General features: G+C 68.4%; 16 protein-coding genes and 1 pseudogene. 11 read left to right on the top strand and 6 right to left on the bottom strand.

From position 1 onward, the window contains the following. Positions 1-99: 99 nt before the first annotated feature. Together BCD49_RS31225 and BCD49_RS31220 are read right to left on the bottom strand one after the other, a co-directional pair. Positions 100-939: an MBL fold metallo-hydrolase gene (locus BCD49_RS31225; protein ID WP_071042219.1), complete on the bottom strand. Its 840-nt coding sequence runs from the start codon at positions 937-939 to the stop codon at positions 100-102. 201 nt (positions 940-1,140) lie between these two features. Continuing rightward, the gene (locus tag BCD49_RS31220; protein WP_007510321.1) at positions 1,141-1,905 is read right to left on the bottom strand and encodes a carboxymuconolactone decarboxylase family protein; all 765 of its coding nucleotides are present in this window, start codon (positions 1,903-1,905) and stop codon (positions 1,141-1,143) included. Positions 1,906-1,994: 89 nt separating this feature from the next. Between BCD49_RS31220 and BCD49_RS31215 the strand changes: the two genes are divergently transcribed. The 6 genes and pseudogenes from BCD49_RS31215 to BCD49_RS46560 form a co-directional block, all read left to right on the top strand. Further along, on the top strand, positions 1,995-2,666 hold the full coding sequence (locus BCD49_RS31215; protein WP_027140788.1) for a TetR/AcrR family transcriptional regulator: 672 nt from the start codon (positions 1,995-1,997) through the stop codon (positions 2,664-2,666). Between the two features lie 32 nt (positions 2,667-2,698). Continuing rightward, a complete protein-coding gene (locus BCD49_RS31210; RefSeq protein WP_007510324.1) occupies positions 2,699-2,947 on the top strand; it encodes an SDR family NAD(P)-dependent oxidoreductase in 249 nt (82 codons plus the stop codon). Positions 2,948-3,395: 448 nt separating this feature from the next. Beyond that, positions 3,396-4,418, top strand: a complete 1,023-nt coding sequence (locus BCD49_RS31205) for an alpha/beta hydrolase (RefSeq protein WP_007510328.1) — start codon at positions 3,396-3,398, stop codon at positions 4,416-4,418. After that, on the top strand, positions 4,408-5,232 hold the full coding sequence (locus BCD49_RS31200; protein ID WP_007510331.1) for an SDR family oxidoreductase: 825 nt from the start codon (positions 4,408-4,410) through the stop codon (positions 5,230-5,232). Before BCD49_RS31205 ends, BCD49_RS31200 begins: the two co-directional genes overlap by 11 nt. Positions 5,233-5,428: 196 nt before the next feature. Further along, positions 5,429-6,235, top strand: coding sequence for an NAD(P)-dependent oxidoreductase (locus tag BCD49_RS31195; RefSeq protein WP_007510332.1), 807 nt, complete (start codon positions 5,429-5,431; stop codon positions 6,233-6,235). A 76-nt stretch (positions 6,236-6,311) separates the two neighbouring features. Beyond that, positions 6,312-6,843 (top strand): annotated as a pseudogene (locus BCD49_RS46560) (hypothetical protein); the annotation flags it as partial. A 186-nt stretch (positions 6,844-7,029) separates the two neighbouring features. Here BCD49_RS46560 and BCD49_RS31190 read toward each other — a convergent pair. The 4 genes from BCD49_RS31190 to BCD49_RS31175 all read right to left on the bottom strand — a co-directional run bounded on the left by BCD49_RS31190 (position 7,030) and on the right by BCD49_RS31175 (position 11,235). After that, positions 7,030-7,473 (bottom strand): SRPBCC family protein, encoded by a 444-nt coding sequence (locus tag BCD49_RS31190; protein ID WP_071042218.1) that lies wholly within the window; start codon positions 7,471-7,473, stop codon positions 7,030-7,032. 1,310 nt (positions 7,474-8,783) lie between these two features. Continuing rightward, positions 8,784-9,203, bottom strand: a complete 420-nt coding sequence (locus BCD49_RS31185; protein ID WP_007510338.1) for a DUF6924 domain-containing protein — start codon at positions 9,201-9,203, stop codon at positions 8,784-8,786. Between the two features lie 690 nt (positions 9,204-9,893). Further along, complete coding sequence (locus BCD49_RS31180; protein WP_007510340.1) at positions 9,894-10,403, bottom strand: pyridoxamine 5'-phosphate oxidase family protein; 510 nt, start codon at positions 10,401-10,403, stop codon at positions 9,894-9,896. A 58-nt stretch (positions 10,404-10,461) separates the two neighbouring features. Next, the gene (locus BCD49_RS31175) at positions 10,462-11,235 is read right to left on the bottom strand and encodes an SDR family oxidoreductase (protein WP_071042217.1); all 774 of its coding nucleotides are present in this window, start codon (positions 11,233-11,235) and stop codon (positions 10,462-10,464) included. A gap of 82 nt (positions 11,236-11,317) precedes the next feature. On the opposite strand from BCD49_RS31175, the gene BCD49_RS31170 reads away from it, so the two are divergent. Genes BCD49_RS31170 through BCD49_RS31150 form a run of 5 tightly spaced genes read left to right on the top strand, consistent with a single transcriptional unit; the run spans position 11,318 to position 15,873 of the window. Beyond that, positions 11,318-12,778, top strand: a complete 1,461-nt coding sequence (locus BCD49_RS31170; RefSeq protein ID WP_007510344.1) for an aldehyde dehydrogenase family protein — start codon at positions 11,318-11,320, stop codon at positions 12,776-12,778. Beyond that, positions 12,775-13,581: an SDR family oxidoreductase gene (locus BCD49_RS31165; protein WP_071042216.1), complete on the top strand. Its 807-nt coding sequence runs from the start codon at positions 12,775-12,777 to the stop codon at positions 13,579-13,581. Before BCD49_RS31170 ends, BCD49_RS31165 begins: the two co-directional genes overlap by 4 nt. Continuing rightward, positions 13,578-14,429, top strand: a complete 852-nt coding sequence (locus BCD49_RS31160) for an NAD(P)-dependent oxidoreductase (protein WP_007510348.1) — start codon at positions 13,578-13,580, stop codon at positions 14,427-14,429. The genes BCD49_RS31165 and BCD49_RS31160 overlap by 4 nt, the downstream gene beginning before the upstream one ends. Continuing rightward, positions 14,426-15,190 (top strand): carboxymuconolactone decarboxylase family protein, encoded by a 765-nt coding sequence (locus BCD49_RS31155; protein WP_007510351.1) that lies wholly within the window; start codon positions 14,426-14,428, stop codon positions 15,188-15,190. Before BCD49_RS31160 ends, BCD49_RS31155 begins: the two co-directional genes overlap by 4 nt. Continuing rightward, the gene (locus BCD49_RS31150; RefSeq protein WP_007510352.1) at positions 15,187-15,873 is read left to right on the top strand and encodes a TetR/AcrR family transcriptional regulator; all 687 of its coding nucleotides are present in this window, start codon (positions 15,187-15,189) and stop codon (positions 15,871-15,873) included. Before BCD49_RS31155 ends, BCD49_RS31150 begins: the two co-directional genes overlap by 4 nt. Positions 15,874-15,889: the final 16 nt, after the last annotated feature.

Raw genomic sequence — 15,889 nt, 5'->3', positions numbered from 1 at the left:
TCGCTGTTGATGGTCGTGAGCAAGATGGTCGCCGGACGGTATGGGGGATTTGAGGTGATCTGAAGAGGAGTGGGAAGGCCTACGGCGACTGGCGATGTTTCACGCTGCTCCACCGGGTATGAAGCAGACCTCGTTGTCGTCGAGACCTAGCCGGCCGTAGTGTGGTGACGGGAAATGGGCTGGCAGGACGAACGCTGCTTCTTCCTGGAGGCGTCGCACCACGGATCTGCGGGTTTCGATTGCCGTGGCCAGGTCGTCGCAGCCTGGAAGGTGCAGTTCCGGCCGGGTGAACTGGACTGGGTGGTGGAAGGCGTCGCCGGTGAAGTAGGCGCGTATGCCCTCGGACACCAGGCCCATCATGGCGTGCCCGGTGGTGTGTCCCGCGGCCGGCTCGATCGTCAAACTGGGTGATACCCGGTACGGCAGCRCCACGAGCTCGGCCTGCCCGGCTGCCACCACTGGCCGCACGCACTGGTCGAAGACGTTCGGGTTGAACGCGTTTGGGTGCCGGGACGGGTTCGCCGGGTCCCAGCGCCGGTACTCCTGCTCGGCGAAGAGGTAGACCGCGTTCGGGAAGGTCGGGACCCAGCGTTCTTCGTCCAGCCGCACGTTCCAGCCGCAGTGGTCGTGGTGCAGATGGGTGGAGAACACCAGGTCGACCTTCTCGGCCGGTGCCCCCGCTGCCGCCAGCCGTTCAAGGAAGGGCGTGTCAAGGTCGTCGAAGACGGGTGCCTGCCCCAGCCGGCGCCCATTCCCGGTGCACGGGTCCACGACGACGACCAGGCCGTCTACCCGCAGGAGCCAGCTGTGGCACGAGAACTGGAACACGCCCGAGGCGCGGTCCCAGAACCCGGGAGGCAGTGGGCCTACCCGTCGGTCGAGGAGCGCCTCGTCCTGGGTGATCGCGCTGAGCGAGGCGCGGAAGGTCTGCTCTTCCACTCGGTCCACCTCCGCGGCACCGACTCTCACCGACCCACCTCCGATCTCTTGCGGTGCGCGACGAAACGGTGCCCGACGGCGTCGGCAGGGGATCGGCCATCAGGGCGACTCCGGTCACCGGGCCACGTGGCTGCTCTGCCGCCAGAGCAATCAGCGACTTCTGACTTGCGGTGGCCCGCGGTGGAGGTGTGCCGGGTGGGTTCAGCTTTGTAGCCGGGCCCAGCCGGCATCGGCGCTGGCCTGGAGGGCCTCGCCCTTGGCGAAGCCGTAGTAGACGGAGAAGTGCAGGGCGATCTCGTCCATCTCCGGTTTGGTGATATCGCCTGATCCGAGTGCGGAGCCGACGTGTGTCTGCAGGGGCATGGGGGAGTCGTCGATGGCAACGCAGGCGACGGTGATGACCCGGCGATCGCGGCGGGTCAGGCCCGGGCGCTGCCAGAGGTGCCCGAAGACGTAGCTGAGGATGCCGGCATGGGTGTACGGCGTGTCGGGCGGCGGGGCGGGGAGCAGGTTGACGTCGATGAACTCCTTGACGCCGCGTTCGAGCCGGGCGTCCCAGTCGTTCGGGCCGAGAGTGGCGTTGTCCAGCGCGGGCCAGGGCGTCACCGGTTCGTCACGTTCGGTCTGGAGGCGGGCCCACTGCCGGCGGATCACCCCCTCGACGTGGGACGCCTTGGGCCAGCCGCAGTACACGGCGAAGTGCAGGACGAACTCCAGCAACTCCGGCAGCGTGAGGTCACCGCTGCCCAGCGCGGCGTAGACGTGGTCGTCGATCGGCTGGGGGGCGTCCGCTGCCGCGACACAGGTCAGCGTGACCAGGCGCCGGTCGCGGCGGCTCAGCCCGGGGCGCGACCACACCTGGCCGAAGACGAAATCACGGGTCGCCTGCTCGAAAGGTGTGCTCACCGGCGGTGGGTCGACGGTCATGACCTCCCGGTAGGTYCGGTCGGTGACTGAGTCGCTCATGGATGGACCTCCGCATCAGCGCTGGCTAAGTCGGGCGGCTGGACTCTAAGACGGTTGACTGCCTGGTGTCCAGATGCTTCGATGGCGCCATGCCGGTGGTAGCTCCGTCGACGAAGGAGCAGATCGTCCGCGTGGCGGAGCAGTTGTTTGCTCTGCACGGGATCGAGGGGGTGTCGCTGCGCCAGATCGGGACGGCGGCCGGGAGTGGCAACAACTCGGCGGTGCAGTACCACTTCGGCTCGAAGGACGAGCTGATACAGGCGATCTTCGAATACCGGCTGGAGTGGCTGCATGAACGCCGGATGTTGCTGATCGCGGAACGCCGTCCCGACGATCTGCGCTCGTGGTTGGAGTGCCAGCTACGGGTGGTGATGGAGCAGAGCGAACGACCGGGCAGTCACTACCTGGGCTTTGTCGGGATGCTCCACCAGTACGGGCGGCGGGACGTGTTCGAGCAGTTGCCGGACGAGATCCGCCAGTCGGCGGTGCGTTTCCAGGAGCGCCTGTCGGGATTTCTCCCGCACATCGCGGAGCCGTTGCGGCCCCATCGCATCTCCTGGGCGATGACGTTCATGGTTCGGGCCGCCGCGGACCGGGAGTTGGCACGCGCCGCCGGCCGGCCGGTGGTCCCTCTTGCCGTCGCGGTCACCGACCTGCTCGACGGCCTGGTCGGTTTCCTCTCGGCCCCGGTGTCTCCGGCGACCCTCGCTGCCCTCGACGACACCGATCCGGCCAGTCTGACCTGGCCGCCGTTCCTCTGATAAGGACAGGTGACCCTGCGCGATGAGTGCTCGTGAGTACTGACCTGAGCAGCGCCGTGGCTGTGATCACCGGCGGTGGCAGCGGCATTGGACGTGCCACCGCGCATGCCCTCGCCCGCCGTGGGGCCCGCGTGGTGGTCGCCGACATCGACGCCGACCGTGCGGACTCGGTGGCCGTCGAGATCGGCACACAGGCCGTCGCCATCCGGTGCGACGTCACCAGCCTCGCCGACCTGGAAGCGGCTCGCGATCTGGATAAGATTATTTCTGGCCGCGCCTGACGTGCGCGCTCTGCTCCAAATGTGGGGCCTGGCGTCTATCGATCCGTTCCCGGCCCGATTGTGCAAATGATCGGCCGCGGTGTCAATCCGTGGCGTCAGCCCGACGGGCGCATCGTCCCCTGATGTAATACCCGTCGTCTGGTCCGGACCGTCAGCTCGGCCGGAGCGAACCGAGCGCGCCGCGTGGGTGAAGGGTGCGGTCGGTAACCACTCCCACCTTTCCGCAAGTTATACCCGTGGAAGCACACAGCAGCATTTGAGGAGGTTGTCCGATGGCAGGAAACGAATACGTGAGAGTCGGAATGCAGCGCGACGGGCTATTATCGCGGACCGTCGGGGATGCCCACGAGCTCACCACCTGGGCGCACGGTCTCCAGGCCATCGTGCCATCTACGGCCGTGCCGGTCCGGGCCCCGGGTGTGACGTCGCTGACGCGATCGGGCGCCCGATGAGCGCGCCGGCCGCGTCCGCCCCGCCGACCGTCGTCGTCGACGTGACCGGCCGGGTGTCGATCGACGGCGACCACCACATCGCGACGTGGATCTTCCCGCCCCCGGCGCCGACGGACGGCCCGGTGCCGCTGCTGTTCTGCCTTCCCGGCGGTGGCTACACGAAGGCCTACTGGCATCTCGACGTCCCCGGCCGCGTGGGCTACAGCTTCGGCGAGCACCTCGCGGCCCAGGGAATGCTCGTCATCGCTGTCGACCATCTCGCCACCGGCGAGAGCTCCCGCCACCCACGAGCCGTGGAACTCACCCCTGACGTCGTCGCCGCGGCGAACAACGCGGCGCTGACCGACCTGCTCGAACACGCGACGAAAGGCACGCTCCTGCCTGGCCTCGGGCCGATCGACATCGGCCCGATCGTCGCGGTCGGTCACTCCATGGGCGGCATGCTCGCCATCTTCCAGCAATCGCTGCACGGCAGCTTCGACGCCATCGCCCCACTCGGCTACGGCACAGTGGGCCCCTTCGCCGCGCACCTCGTCGGAAACGACCGCACCAAGATCCCCAGCCTGGAGTCCATCATGGTCCCGGCCAGGGCCGGCGCCTTCGACGAACCGTTCCTGTCCGACCGCACCGACCCCGCGATCCGCCACCACTTCTACTGGGACGACGTCCCCACCGACGTCATCGCCGCGGACGACCTCACCAGCGCCCACCTTCCCGGCGTGACCGGCCCGCTGTCGATCGTCCCGTACATCGCCTCCGACCACGCCGGCCGGATCCGCTGCCCGGTCTTCATCGGCCTCGGAGAACGCGACTCCACCCCGGATCACCACGACGAGGCCCGCGCCTACAGCTCCTCCGACGACATCACCCTGTTCCGGCTCCCAAGGTCCGCGCACTGCCACAACACCGCCGGCACCCGCCACGACCTCTGGAACCGCCTCGCACGGTGGGTCCAAACGCTGCCCGCGACCGCCGCTGACCGCCGCCAGACGTCCTTCAAGGCAGACGATGAAACCTGACGTCACAGTGGTGATCGGTATCGGAGCGATGGGACAGGCAATCGCTCGACGTATCGGTCCCGGCACCCACGTTCTGATCGCCGACGTCAACGAGGAGATCCTGCAGACGCTCGCCGGGAAGCTGGAGATCGAGGGCTACGCGGTGGCCACCGCCGTCGTCGATGTCACCTCCCGCGAGTCGGTGGTGGCCCTCGCCAAACACGCAGCCTCGCTGGGGCCGGTCCGGTCCGTGGTCCACACCGCCGGGCTGTCTCCCGCTCAGGCTCCGGTACCGGCGGTCCTGGCCGTCGACCTGCTCGGCGTCGCCCTGGTCCTGGAGGAGTTCGCCCACGTCGTCGCCCCGGGCGGGGCGGGCGTCGTCATCGCCAGCATGGCCGGCCACCTCGGCACGCCGCTGGCACCGGAGGTGGCTCGCGCCCTTGCCACGACACCGGCCAGCGAGCTGCTGGCACTTCCGGCCGCGAGCCCGGACCAGTTTCCCGACAGCGGCCACGCATACACCTTCGCCAAGCGCGCGAACCAGATCCGCGTACAGGCCGCCAGCACCACCTGGGGCGCCCACGGTGCCCGGATCAACTCCATCAGCCCCGGCGTCATCGCCACCCCGATGAGCACCGCGGAGCTCGCGACCGATCACGGCGGCCACATGCAGATGATGATCGACGTGTCCAACGCGAAGCGGCTCGGGACCCCCGCAGACATCGCCGCCGCCACCGAGTTCCTCCTCAGCCCCGCCGCGAGCTTCCTGTCCGGCACCGACCTGCTCGTCGACGGCGGCACCGTCGCCGCCATCCAGACCGGACAGCTCGGCTAGCCGAAGCGCCAGCGCCCCCGGCCGCGGTGCCCACGTAGACCACGGTGGGCGTCCGCCACCTCCAGCAGCGACCAGTCATCGCGGGCAACAGGACCTCCAGACCAACCACATCCGAAGACGCCAGCCGGCCCGAACGGGCCACAGACGAGTGGGACCACGGCGAACGGCAAGCGGGTACCTGGACCAGGAGGACATCGTGAAAGTCGGGTTCATCGGACTCGGCAGCATGGGACTGCCCATGGCGCAACGGCTCCAGGCCGCGGGGCACGACCTCACGGTCTACGCCCGCCGCGCCGCCTCGACCGAACCGTTTCAAGGCTCGAACGCGACCGTCGCGGCGACCCCAGCCGCTTTGGGCGCAGCGGTCGACGCCGTCGGCATCTGTGTCTTCGACGCCGACGGCGTCGAAGAAGTCATGTTCGGGCCGGCCGGCCTGGTCGAGACACTGCGCCCAGGCGCCGTCGTGCTCGTGCACAGCACCGTGTCGCCTACCCAGATCCGCGCCATCGCCGAACGTGCCGCGGCACACGACCTACGCGTCCTCGACGCGCCCGTCAGCGGCGGGGCCCCACGAGCCCAGACCGGCGAACTGACCATCATGATCGGCGGAGACGCCGGCGCCCTCACCGACGTCACCGACCTCCTGTCAGCCCTTTCCGACCACGTCATCCACCTCGGTGCGATCGGCGCGGGCTCCCACGCCAAGCTCATCAACAACACCCTGTTCGCCGCCCAGATCACCCTCGCGGACGACGCGATGAAAGCCGGCGCGTCCCTCGGTGTCGACCCCGCCGGCCTCGCCACGGTTCTCATGACCAGCAGCTCGGCCTGCGTCGCCTCCGGACTGCGACTACGCGCCGGTTCCACCGCCGGCGTCGCCGCCTCACCCGCCGGCCCTCCGCTCGTCAAAGACGTCCACCTGATGAGCGAACTACTCGGCGACGCCCCAGGCCACGAACTCCTCGACGTCGCGCACCGGTTTACCGCCGCCGCGCATCCATGAGCCATCTCCGCTACCTCATGCACTCGTCGCGGTAGGCCCGGACAGACGGACAGCCAAACGCGACTGGGACCCCGGCATTCGTTCGGCGCGGCGTCTGCTCATCTTCTCGCAGTGACGCTCGCGTTGAACATCGCGGAACCCCTCATCGCCGGCCACCGCGGCAAAGCGGCCTTCGACGCTGTCGGACCACTCTTCTCATCGGATGGGCGGAAGTGGGGCCGAGAGTGCTCCAGGCGATGCAGGCCGCTTCGGCGTGCACGTCTGCGCTGGCCGAGTAGGCTGTGGGCGACTCGCCCGAGTCGATCGCGGCTGACCGACCATCGGTGCCTCAGGGTCGTGATCCATCCAGCGTGGAGGGGCCATCGGCCAAGGCGGCACCTCGCCGAGACGCGTCAGGCGCACGGGAGCAGGACCTGCTCCACCGCGCACGCGCCGAAGACGTTTTCCACTGGCACCTGCACCACCGCCCGATCTCCTCCGAAAAGCTCCGCAAACGCCTCCGCGTCGGCGCAGGTACCGCACGAAACCTGGTCGCCCAGCTCCGCGGCGACGCCAAGGCCACGCTCCATGCCTCGGCACCAGAGCCGGCGTGTAACAGAACGGCCTGACGCCATTGGACCGAAATGGAACCTACATGAGTGCACTACGATGATGTTGGATGGTTCGTCACCAACGAAGAAGGGTCGAGGCCGCAAAGAAAGACGATCGATGCACGCGCTACCGTTCGAGAACCTAATTCGCGAGTCTCCGAAGAGACGGGCACGGCCAATCTGGTCCAGCTGGGTCCGGCGTCGCTAGCGCACAGCCAGGAAGTGGCCGCGGTCCACGATGAGCCTTTCCAGGTAGCGGCCCAGCACCAGCCGTTCCACCAGGCGGCCCAAAGGTCCCAACGGCGCCGTGAACCTCACCCGGTCCGTCATGACAGTGCCCCCTGACGTCGCCTCGAACTCGTGGACGTGACGGAACGACTTGAACGGACCCTTGACCTGCTCGTCCACGAACCTCACGGGAAACTCCAGCGCGGTGACGCGGCTGGTCATCGTGATCGGCAGACCGAAGTGCCGTGCCCGCCAGGTGACCTCTTCGCCTTCACCGATCAGGCCCGACGTCACGCCACCGACAGCCCGCTCCCTGGCACCCTTCTGGGAGTCCATGTGGGCGTCAATGCTGCGGRCGAGGTCGAAAAGCCGTTCCAGGGGCAGGGTGGACTCGGTGCGGCATGTGAAGCTAACGGTCATGACGCGAGTCTGCCAACACCCGACGGCAGGCGCGGCGCGATCTACCGCGACGGCATCCGTGCTGCCGCCTCCGGATCGCCAGCAACCGGCCCGGACACGATCACCCACACGGCGATGATCGTTGCCGCGATCAGCGGGGCAGCCGTGCACCCACTACTCATCGGACTCGACGATGACACGCTCCGAGCCCAGCTCCTGTCGCTCGTGAAACGACCAACGAACCGCGGGCCAAACTCGGTGTGACGGCACTCGGCAGAGCGGTGAAGCCGCCCGGTCCCAAGATCGAATATCGGCCGGGCCGCGCCGACATGTGCGCGCCGTCACGATGACCAGTCGCGTTCGCAACTCACGACCAGAGCCAAGTGATCCTCGCACCGGACATCAATCGGGGGGTGGGCCATCTCGGTCCCGCGCCCGTCCCTGGCCGCCCCGCCGTCGCCTCCACCTGCCTGGCGGGAACGGCGCGGCTTCGTCGAGCGGACCGAGACCACGGCCATGCGGCAACGGCGAAGCGCGGTCGAGGCGCTGGCGGAGCTGATCGGTACTGGGTGCGCTCCACCGCAGCGGCCGACGAAGGTGCGGACCGCCGGTAAACAGGAGCCCAGCCACCCACCTGCCGGATCTCGCCCCAGAATGCCGCGAGCGACCTGCACGCCGGCCAGTCCCAGCCGCGCGGACTCGCCACTCACGGGATCCTTCCATCCGCAGCTTCATTCGGACCGCCATGCCGTTGAACGACTACCTACAGGAATCGACTGCTGCGGAGCCAGCCGGCACTCGCTGTCAACGGCGGCCCTATCGAGGTGCTGCGCTCGGCGCGGAGGCTACTCATCTTCGCGAGCATGGTAACGCTGGCCTTGGTTGCAGGTCTGGCTACGGGTGGGCTGCCGATGGCTGGCTGTCGGCCGACGAGGTCGAAGCTTTCGCCGACGCGTTCCCTGAACGACGTGCTGCCGGCTGGGTGCTGACTGCGGCGGGCCTGCCAACTCGGCGCCATCCATCCTGGACGGCAACCGACGCTCAGGGCTTCTGACGCGCGGTGTCAGAACTGCTGGAACACGGCGTACTGCCTGGTGGTCTAGCGGAGTTGTTTGCGGCGGCACTCGCGGCGTTTCCGGCCCATCCGGTGTTTGCAGCGGGGGCCGCGCGCTCGGGAGGCTCGGCCGGCGGAGTGGTGTGGGACCTGGCCTGGCCGCGCAATGCGCTGTTCACAGGCCGTAACGAGGAGCTGTCGCTACTGCGTGATCGGCTGACGGGGTCTGATCCTCTCGATCAATTGCAGGGGTTCCTGACGGTTCTCGGCGCGGTCGTCAACGGACGTCAGCGAAGCCACGAAAGACTCCATCCGGGTCAGCCGCGCCGGCAAATTGAGAGAAATTCATGTGATCGGCTTCGAGGTTGTTCTCTATACTCTGCATCTTGGCCGGTATCACTCGAAGGGTGCGCCCAGGTTCGAGATTCAGATCAACTACCAGGATCGGCTTCTCTTGATCAGAAATCGTGACGTGATCGACGATAAATAGGGCGTTGTAGTGTCGTGCGCCCGGGACTGCCATCACCTGCTCGACGGTCAGATCTGCGAACTCCGGGTCACTGATGAAGAGCAGGTGCGCCTCGAAACCCTCGGGCGAGGTCGCGACGCTCGCCGTGCAGACCGCTTCCCAGGCATCATCGTCAGAAAAATCCGTGCGTATCAGTAGCGAGCCGTGCAGTTTCGGGAAAATTGGCATAGCTAGAATGTAGCAGGATCGCCGATTTTTGGCTGTTTATGTTCGAGAAGTGGTGGCGCGCTGATCGCCGGTCAGCGTGCCACCACTTCTAGCCGATCATTGATCGCCGGGGTTTACGGAAGGAGGTCCACCCAGAAGGGGTCGTCGTTCATCATGTGYCAATCCTGGTAGAATGTACTTACCGTTCCACCTTGAGAGTTTTGCTCACGGGTGGGAGTCATACAGGCACTGGCGCCAACCGGATCCGTCTGGTGTGGAAGGCTGAAACTGCAGTTGTCAAATTTTCGGTGATGATTCTGCCAGTCGGCGTCACCTGCAAGTCCTTCCCGGGCCGATTTGATGGGGTATTCGGCTAACATTCGACAACCAGCATCCTGGAGCGGCCTCGACATAGCCCGCTCCAGTCGGCGTGACACCGGGCCGGCGTTGATGACCCGGTCGACCACGCTGCCGGGGCTGCTCGACCCTGTATGACCGGTGTTATCGAGTTGCCGGGAGGCGTCGGCGGTGGGGCGGGCTGCGGGGCCTGGTTGTAGGGGGCCAGGCCCTGCTGGGCGCTAACAGGTTTCGGTCGGCCAACGCCACGGACGGCCTTCTATCCGCGTGGGTACTGTCCGGGCGACGTGCGCTGCGGCCACCGTTGTACGGCAGGCCGCCCTTCCTGCACCCGATGCCGATCGAGGCGCCGTACTAAAGGCCGGCTTTGCGGAAGTCCCAGCTCACGATCTTGTTTGGAGTGAGTTTTAGCCAGGCGTGGCGGCCGTCGTAGTGAAACTTGCCGGCGCCGTACTTTTCGCCGAACAGGCGCTCGGGCTCGGTGAGCAGCGCCGCCGCCTCGGTCGCGCCCGTTCGCGGTACCTCGCCGACGGTCTCGACCTGGCCGATCAGTTCGACGCCGCGTAGCTCGCCGAAGTCGTGGCCGGTGTCGATGATGACCGACACTCGTGGGTCACGGGTCAGGTCGGTCCAGCGCTGGCTTTTGACGATGCTGTTGAGCCACAGCGCGGTGCCGTCCCAGACGAACCACAGCGCCGAGGTGTGCGGGGTGCCGTCCGCGCCTAGGGTCGAGACCCGGCAGGTCCGCTCGTCGGCGAGGAACCCGTCGCGCTCCTGTGGCGTCATCGCTATTCGCCGCCCGCGCCGCTGCTCGCGCAGCGGTGTGGCGTGGCCGGTGCTGTTGCCGGCCGGCTCGGTACTCATCGGTGTCTTCCTTTCGTCGGAGCGTCCGGGTTGTGGTGAGCGGAGCTGCCGGCGGCATCTAGAGGCGGGTGATCCATCCGCCGTCGACGAGGATCGTCTGGCCGGTGATCCATTCGCCGGCTTTGGAGCACAGCAGGAGCAGTGCGCCGACCAGGTCCTCGGGCGGTCCGGATTTCTTGCCCGGGATGCGTGYCTCGATCGCGGCGCGGAACGGCGAGTCTTTGGGCAGGGAGACGTAGCCGCTGTCGTTGGCGACGAGGCCGGGCGCGATCGCGTTGACGTTGATGCCGCAGGGGCCGAGYTCGGCCGCGAGGTTGATCGTCAGGCCGTGGAGTGCGAACTTGCTGACGCCGTAGACGCCGCCGGTCATGAAGGCTCCGGCCGACAGGCCGTTGACGATCCGGCCGCCGCCGCGTTCGGTCATCGACTCGACGACGGCCTGTGTGCACAGCAGCGGCCCGCGCAGGTTGACGTTCATGACGCGGTCGTAGTCGGGGACGGGCATGTTCGACAGTCCGTAGGGCGGCAGGTTCGTCATGATCGCCGCATTGTTGACCAGGATGTCGATCCCGCCGAACGCGGTGACGGCGGCCGCGGCCATCGCCGCGGTCGACTCGACGGACGAGACGTCTACCTGCACCGCCGTGGCCGGCAGTCCCTGTCTGGTCAACTTCTCGGCCGTGCGCTCAGCCGCGGCGCCGTCCAGGTCGGCGACGACGACGGAGGCGCCGGCCTGGCAGAGCGCCTCCGCGTAGACCACGCCGATGCCTCCGGCTCCGCCGGTGAGGACGGCGACCTTGCCCGCGAGGTCGAACAGCTCCGTGGGTGCCATGCGGCCACTAAGACATGCGCATACTGTCCAAGTCAAGTAGCTTCTGCCTTAAAGCAGGCGACTTATCGAGAGGAGGGCCTGCATGGGTATCGATCGCACGGTCCCCGCCGTACATCTGCACATCGGCGGCCAGGCGCGGGTGGAGGGCACCGGCGGCACGGTCGCGCACGTGTTCCCCGTGACGGGAGAGGTCCAGGGCCTGGTCCCGCTCGCCGGGCCGGCCGACGTCGCGGAGGCTGTCGAGGCGGCACATGCCGCGTTTCCGGCCTGGCGAGCCTGGACCCCGGCGGAGCGCCGCGGCGTACTCGTGCGGCTCGCGGAGATGATCAAGGCTGACGTTGCGGAGTTGGGCCGGCTGTCGGTGCTGGACAACGGGATGACGCACCGCATCGGTCTGCATCTGGCGAGCTCGATGGCCGGCTACACCGAGTACTACGCGGGCTGGGCGGACAAGATCGAGGGCCGGGTCACCACGGTGCCGGCACAGCGCCGGGAACTCGCGTACACGGTCCCCGAGCCCTACGGCGTCGTCGGGATCATCCTGACCTGGAACGGCCCGCTGGTCTCGGTCGGGATGAAGGTCATCCCGGCGCTCGCGGCGGGCAATACCGTTGTCGTCAAGCCGTCCGAGCTGACGCCCTACGCCACCGAGCACCTGATGCGTCTCGTCCGTGCGGCGGGGATCCCGGATGGCGTGGTCAACCTGGTGCTCGGCGGCCCGGACGCGGGTGAGGCGCTCGTGCGCCATCCGCTCGTGCAGAAGGTCAGCTTCACAGGCGGCCCAACGACGGCCCGCAAGATCCTCGCGTCGTGCGCGGAGTCGCTCAAGCCCGCGGTGCTTGAGCTTGGAGGCAAGTCAGCCAACCTCGTCTTCCCGGACGCCGACCTTGACCGTGTCACCCTGATCAACACCTCGTCGGTGTTCGAGACGCTGGCGGGCCAGGGCTGTGCGATCCCGTCGCGGCTGCTCGTGCACGAGTCGGTCTACGACGAGGTCGCCGAGAAGGTCGTCGCGCGGGTGCGCTCACTGCGGTTCGGGGATCCGTTCGACCCGTCGACCAATGTCAGCCCGGTGGTCACGCGTGCGGCACGTGACCGGATCCTCGGGATGATCGACACGGCGCGGTCGCAGGGCGCGGGCACCCTGCTTGCCGGCGGCGGCGTGCCTGACGGGCCGCCGGCGGGCGGCTACTACGTCGAGCCGACGGTCTTCGGTGACGTCGCGCCGGACAGCGAGATCGCCCAGGTGGAGGTGTTCGGCCCGGTCCTGTCGCTCCTGCGGTTCTCCTCCGAGGAGGAGGCGGTCGCGATCGCGAACAGCACGTCCTACGGCCTGGCTTCCTACGTGAACACCCGCGACATCGGCCGGGTCAACCGGTTGACGGCCCAGCTGCGCGCCGGAGGGGTCTACGTCAACGGCGCTCCGCCGGTGGTCGGCTATGAGCTGCCCTTCGGGGGTGTGGGCATCTCGGGATACGGCCGGGAAGGCGGCCAGGAGGGCCTGCTGGAGTTCGTCCGCACGAAGGCCGTGGCGATCGCATGACCCGGCCACTGATGCTTACCGGTGCTGTCGCCGCCGTCACGGGCGGCGGCAGCGGGATCGGCCGGGCCGCCGCGCTCGCGTTTGCCCGCCGGGGTGCCCGGGTCGCCGTGAGCGACCTCGATCTCGACCGGGCGCTCGCCGTCGCCGCCGAGATCGCCGCGGGCGGCGGCGAGGCGTTCGCCACCCGGGTTGATGTCACCCGCGAGGCCGACTTCGCCGCCTGGCGTGACKCCGCTCTCGACCGGTTCGGCCAGGTCGACCTCGTCATGAACAACGTCGGCGTCCTGGCCCTGGGTGCGCCCGAATCGCTGCCGGACGAGGCCTGGCTGCGGGTGTTCGACCTCAACCTGATGAGCATCGCGCGCAGTAACCGGGTGTTTCTGCCCCTGCTGCTCGCCCAGGGCCGGGGCCACGTGGTGAACACCGCGTCCGCGTCGGGGCTGCTCGCGTACGGCTTCGACCGGCTGCCCTACGTCGCGAGCAAACACGCGGTCGTCGGACTGTCGGAGGCGCTCGCGCTGTACCTGGGTCCCCGCGGCGTCGGAGTCACCTGCCTGTGCCCGTCCGGAGTGATCACGAACATTCTTGAGCAGGTGACCGTCTACGGCGAGGTCGCCTCCTCGCCGCGCGCTCCCGATCATCCCGTGGTGCCCGCGGACACAGTGGGCGAGCTGGCGGCCGACGCCGTGGCACAGGGACGGTTCCTCGTCCTGACGGCCCCCGCGATCCATGACGAGCTGGCGGTCCGGGCCGGCGACCTGGAGGCGTACCTGCAGGCCCGGATCACCGAGCAGGCGCCGTGAGCGGGGCCCGCGGGGACGGCTGCGTACGGGTCGGTTTCGTCGGGCTCGGCTCCCAGGGCGCCCCGATGGCCCGAAGGATCATCGACGCCGGCTTCCCGACAACGCTGTGGGCGCGCCGCCCCGAGGCCCAGCAGCTCTTCGCCGACACGCCCGCTCGGTTCGCCGCGGGCAGGGTCGAGCTCGGCGCGGCCAGCGACGTGCTCGGTGTGTGCGTCGTGGGCGACGCCGACGTGGACGAGGTGCTACGCGGACCGGACGGGGCGCTCGCCGGCATGGCGCCGGGCGGGATCGTCGTGGTGCACAGCACCACCCGTCCGGACACCTGTCGCCGCCTGCAGGAGGACCATCCGCACCTGCACGTCCTGGACGCGCCCGTCAGCGGTGGCGGGGCAGCCGCGGCCGAACGCAGGCTGCTGGTCATGGTCGGCGGCGAGGCGGAGATCCTGGAACGCTGCCGGCCGATCCTGACCGCCTTCGCGGACCCGATCGTGCACCTAGGGCCCCTGGGCAGCGCCCAAGAAGCGAAGGTGTTCAACAACGCCCTGTTCACCGCGCAACTCGCCCTCGCCGCCGAGCTCCACGCGGCCGCGCAACGCCGCGGGCTCGACCCCGCGGCCATGGCGACCGTGCTGCACGGCGGCAGCGGCCACAGCTTCGCAGCCGACGTCGTCGCCAGGAACGGCTACCACCTGGCCCCGCTCGCGGGCGGCGCCGGGCCACTGCTCGCCAAGGACGTCGGGATCCTCGCCGACCTGCTCGCACCCGCGAGCTCACCGCTGATCGACATGGCCGACACGGCGCTGGCCGCCATGGGCCTCGCCCGCACCGCACGAGAGGACCACCCATGACCTCGCCGACCACCGCGGACGACGTCTACCGCGCCGTGATGACCGTCGACCCGCCGACGCCACAGACGCCCTTCGACGCGGCCACACGCCAGTACCTGTTCGGAGAGATCTGGAGCAGGCCCGGTCTGGGCATCCGCGACCGCCGCCTCGTGTCGCTCGCGTGTGTGGCCGCCGCGGACGCAGCGACACCGATCGACGACCACGTCTACGCGGCGCTTCACAGCGGCGACCTCACGATCGAGCAGATGAACGAGGTCACCTTGCACTTCGCCGTCTACTGCGGCTGGCCGAAAGCCTCAGCACTGGAGCAGGCCGTCCGCAAGCAATGGCACCGACTCCATGCCGAACAGGGACAGGAGGCGCCGGCCTGGCCGACGCTCACCGTCGAGAACCTCGGGCCGGCGGACCGTGAGGAGCGGATCCACGGCGGGCAGGAGGAGTTCAGGACCGTCAACGTCATCCCCGCTCCGCCGTCCGACTCGCCCTACTTCTACGCCGGCATCCTCAACTTCGTCTTCGGCCACGTCTGGCGCCGGGAAGGGCTCAGCCGCCGCGAGCGACGGCTCGTCACGATTCCCTGCGTCGGGGCCTCGGACGCGGTCGGACCGATCTTCTCGCACGTCGGGTCGGCACTAGAGTCAGGCGACGTGACCTACGAGGAGATGCAGGAGATCATCCTGCACTTCAGCGCCTACTACGGATTCGCGAAGGGCGAGGCGCTGCACGAGGCCGCGCGCCACTGGCGAGCGGGCCAGCCGTGAGCCAGCCGCAGGGCACCCCGTCCGGTGCGATGGCACTGCAACTCCTGCTGACCGCCGAGCGGCTCTTCGCCGAGCACGGCATCGACGGGGTGTCCCTGCGGCAGATCGCCACCCAGGCCGGGTCGGGCAACAACTCGGCTGTGCACTACTACTTCGGCTCGAAACGACAGCTGATCGAAGCGATCTTCGCTCACCGGATGCCGCAACTGGTGCAGCGGCGCGCGCTCCTGCTCGCCCGCATCGACCCGGGCGACCTGCGAGCGCGATTCGAGGCGCACCTGCTGCCGGTGCTGGAACTGGCGGAGTCACCGGACAACTTCTACGTGTCGTTCGTCGAGCAGCTCCAACGCAGCGCCGAAGCCACCGGCACCCTCGTCCAGTCGGAAGAGATCCAGCGCTCCCAGGGCGAGTTCCTCCACGACATGCGCCGCCTGGTGCCCCACGTCGAGGAGCCGGTACGCACGATGCGCATCCGTGAGGTCCAGGAGCTCAGCGTGCACGCCGCGGCCCGGCGGGAGCGAGCGATCGCGGCCGGCGAACAGATCGTCCCCTTCGGCCTGTTCGTCAGCACCTTGATCGACGGTTTCACCGGCCACCTCGCGGCTCCGGTGTCGCAGGAGACTCGACGATTCCTCACCACCACCGACCAGACACCCCCGGCCATGTCACTGCCAGCACTCTGATTTCAGCTCGACGCTT

This window comes from Pseudofrankia sp. EUN1h, from assembly GCF_001854645.1.
Lineage (GTDB): Bacteria > Actinomycetota > Actinomycetes > Frankiales > Frankiaceae > Pseudofrankia > Pseudofrankia saprophytica.
The sequence above is the reverse complement of the archived record's forward strand: the minus strand, read 5'-3'. Positions and strand labels throughout refer to the sequence as shown.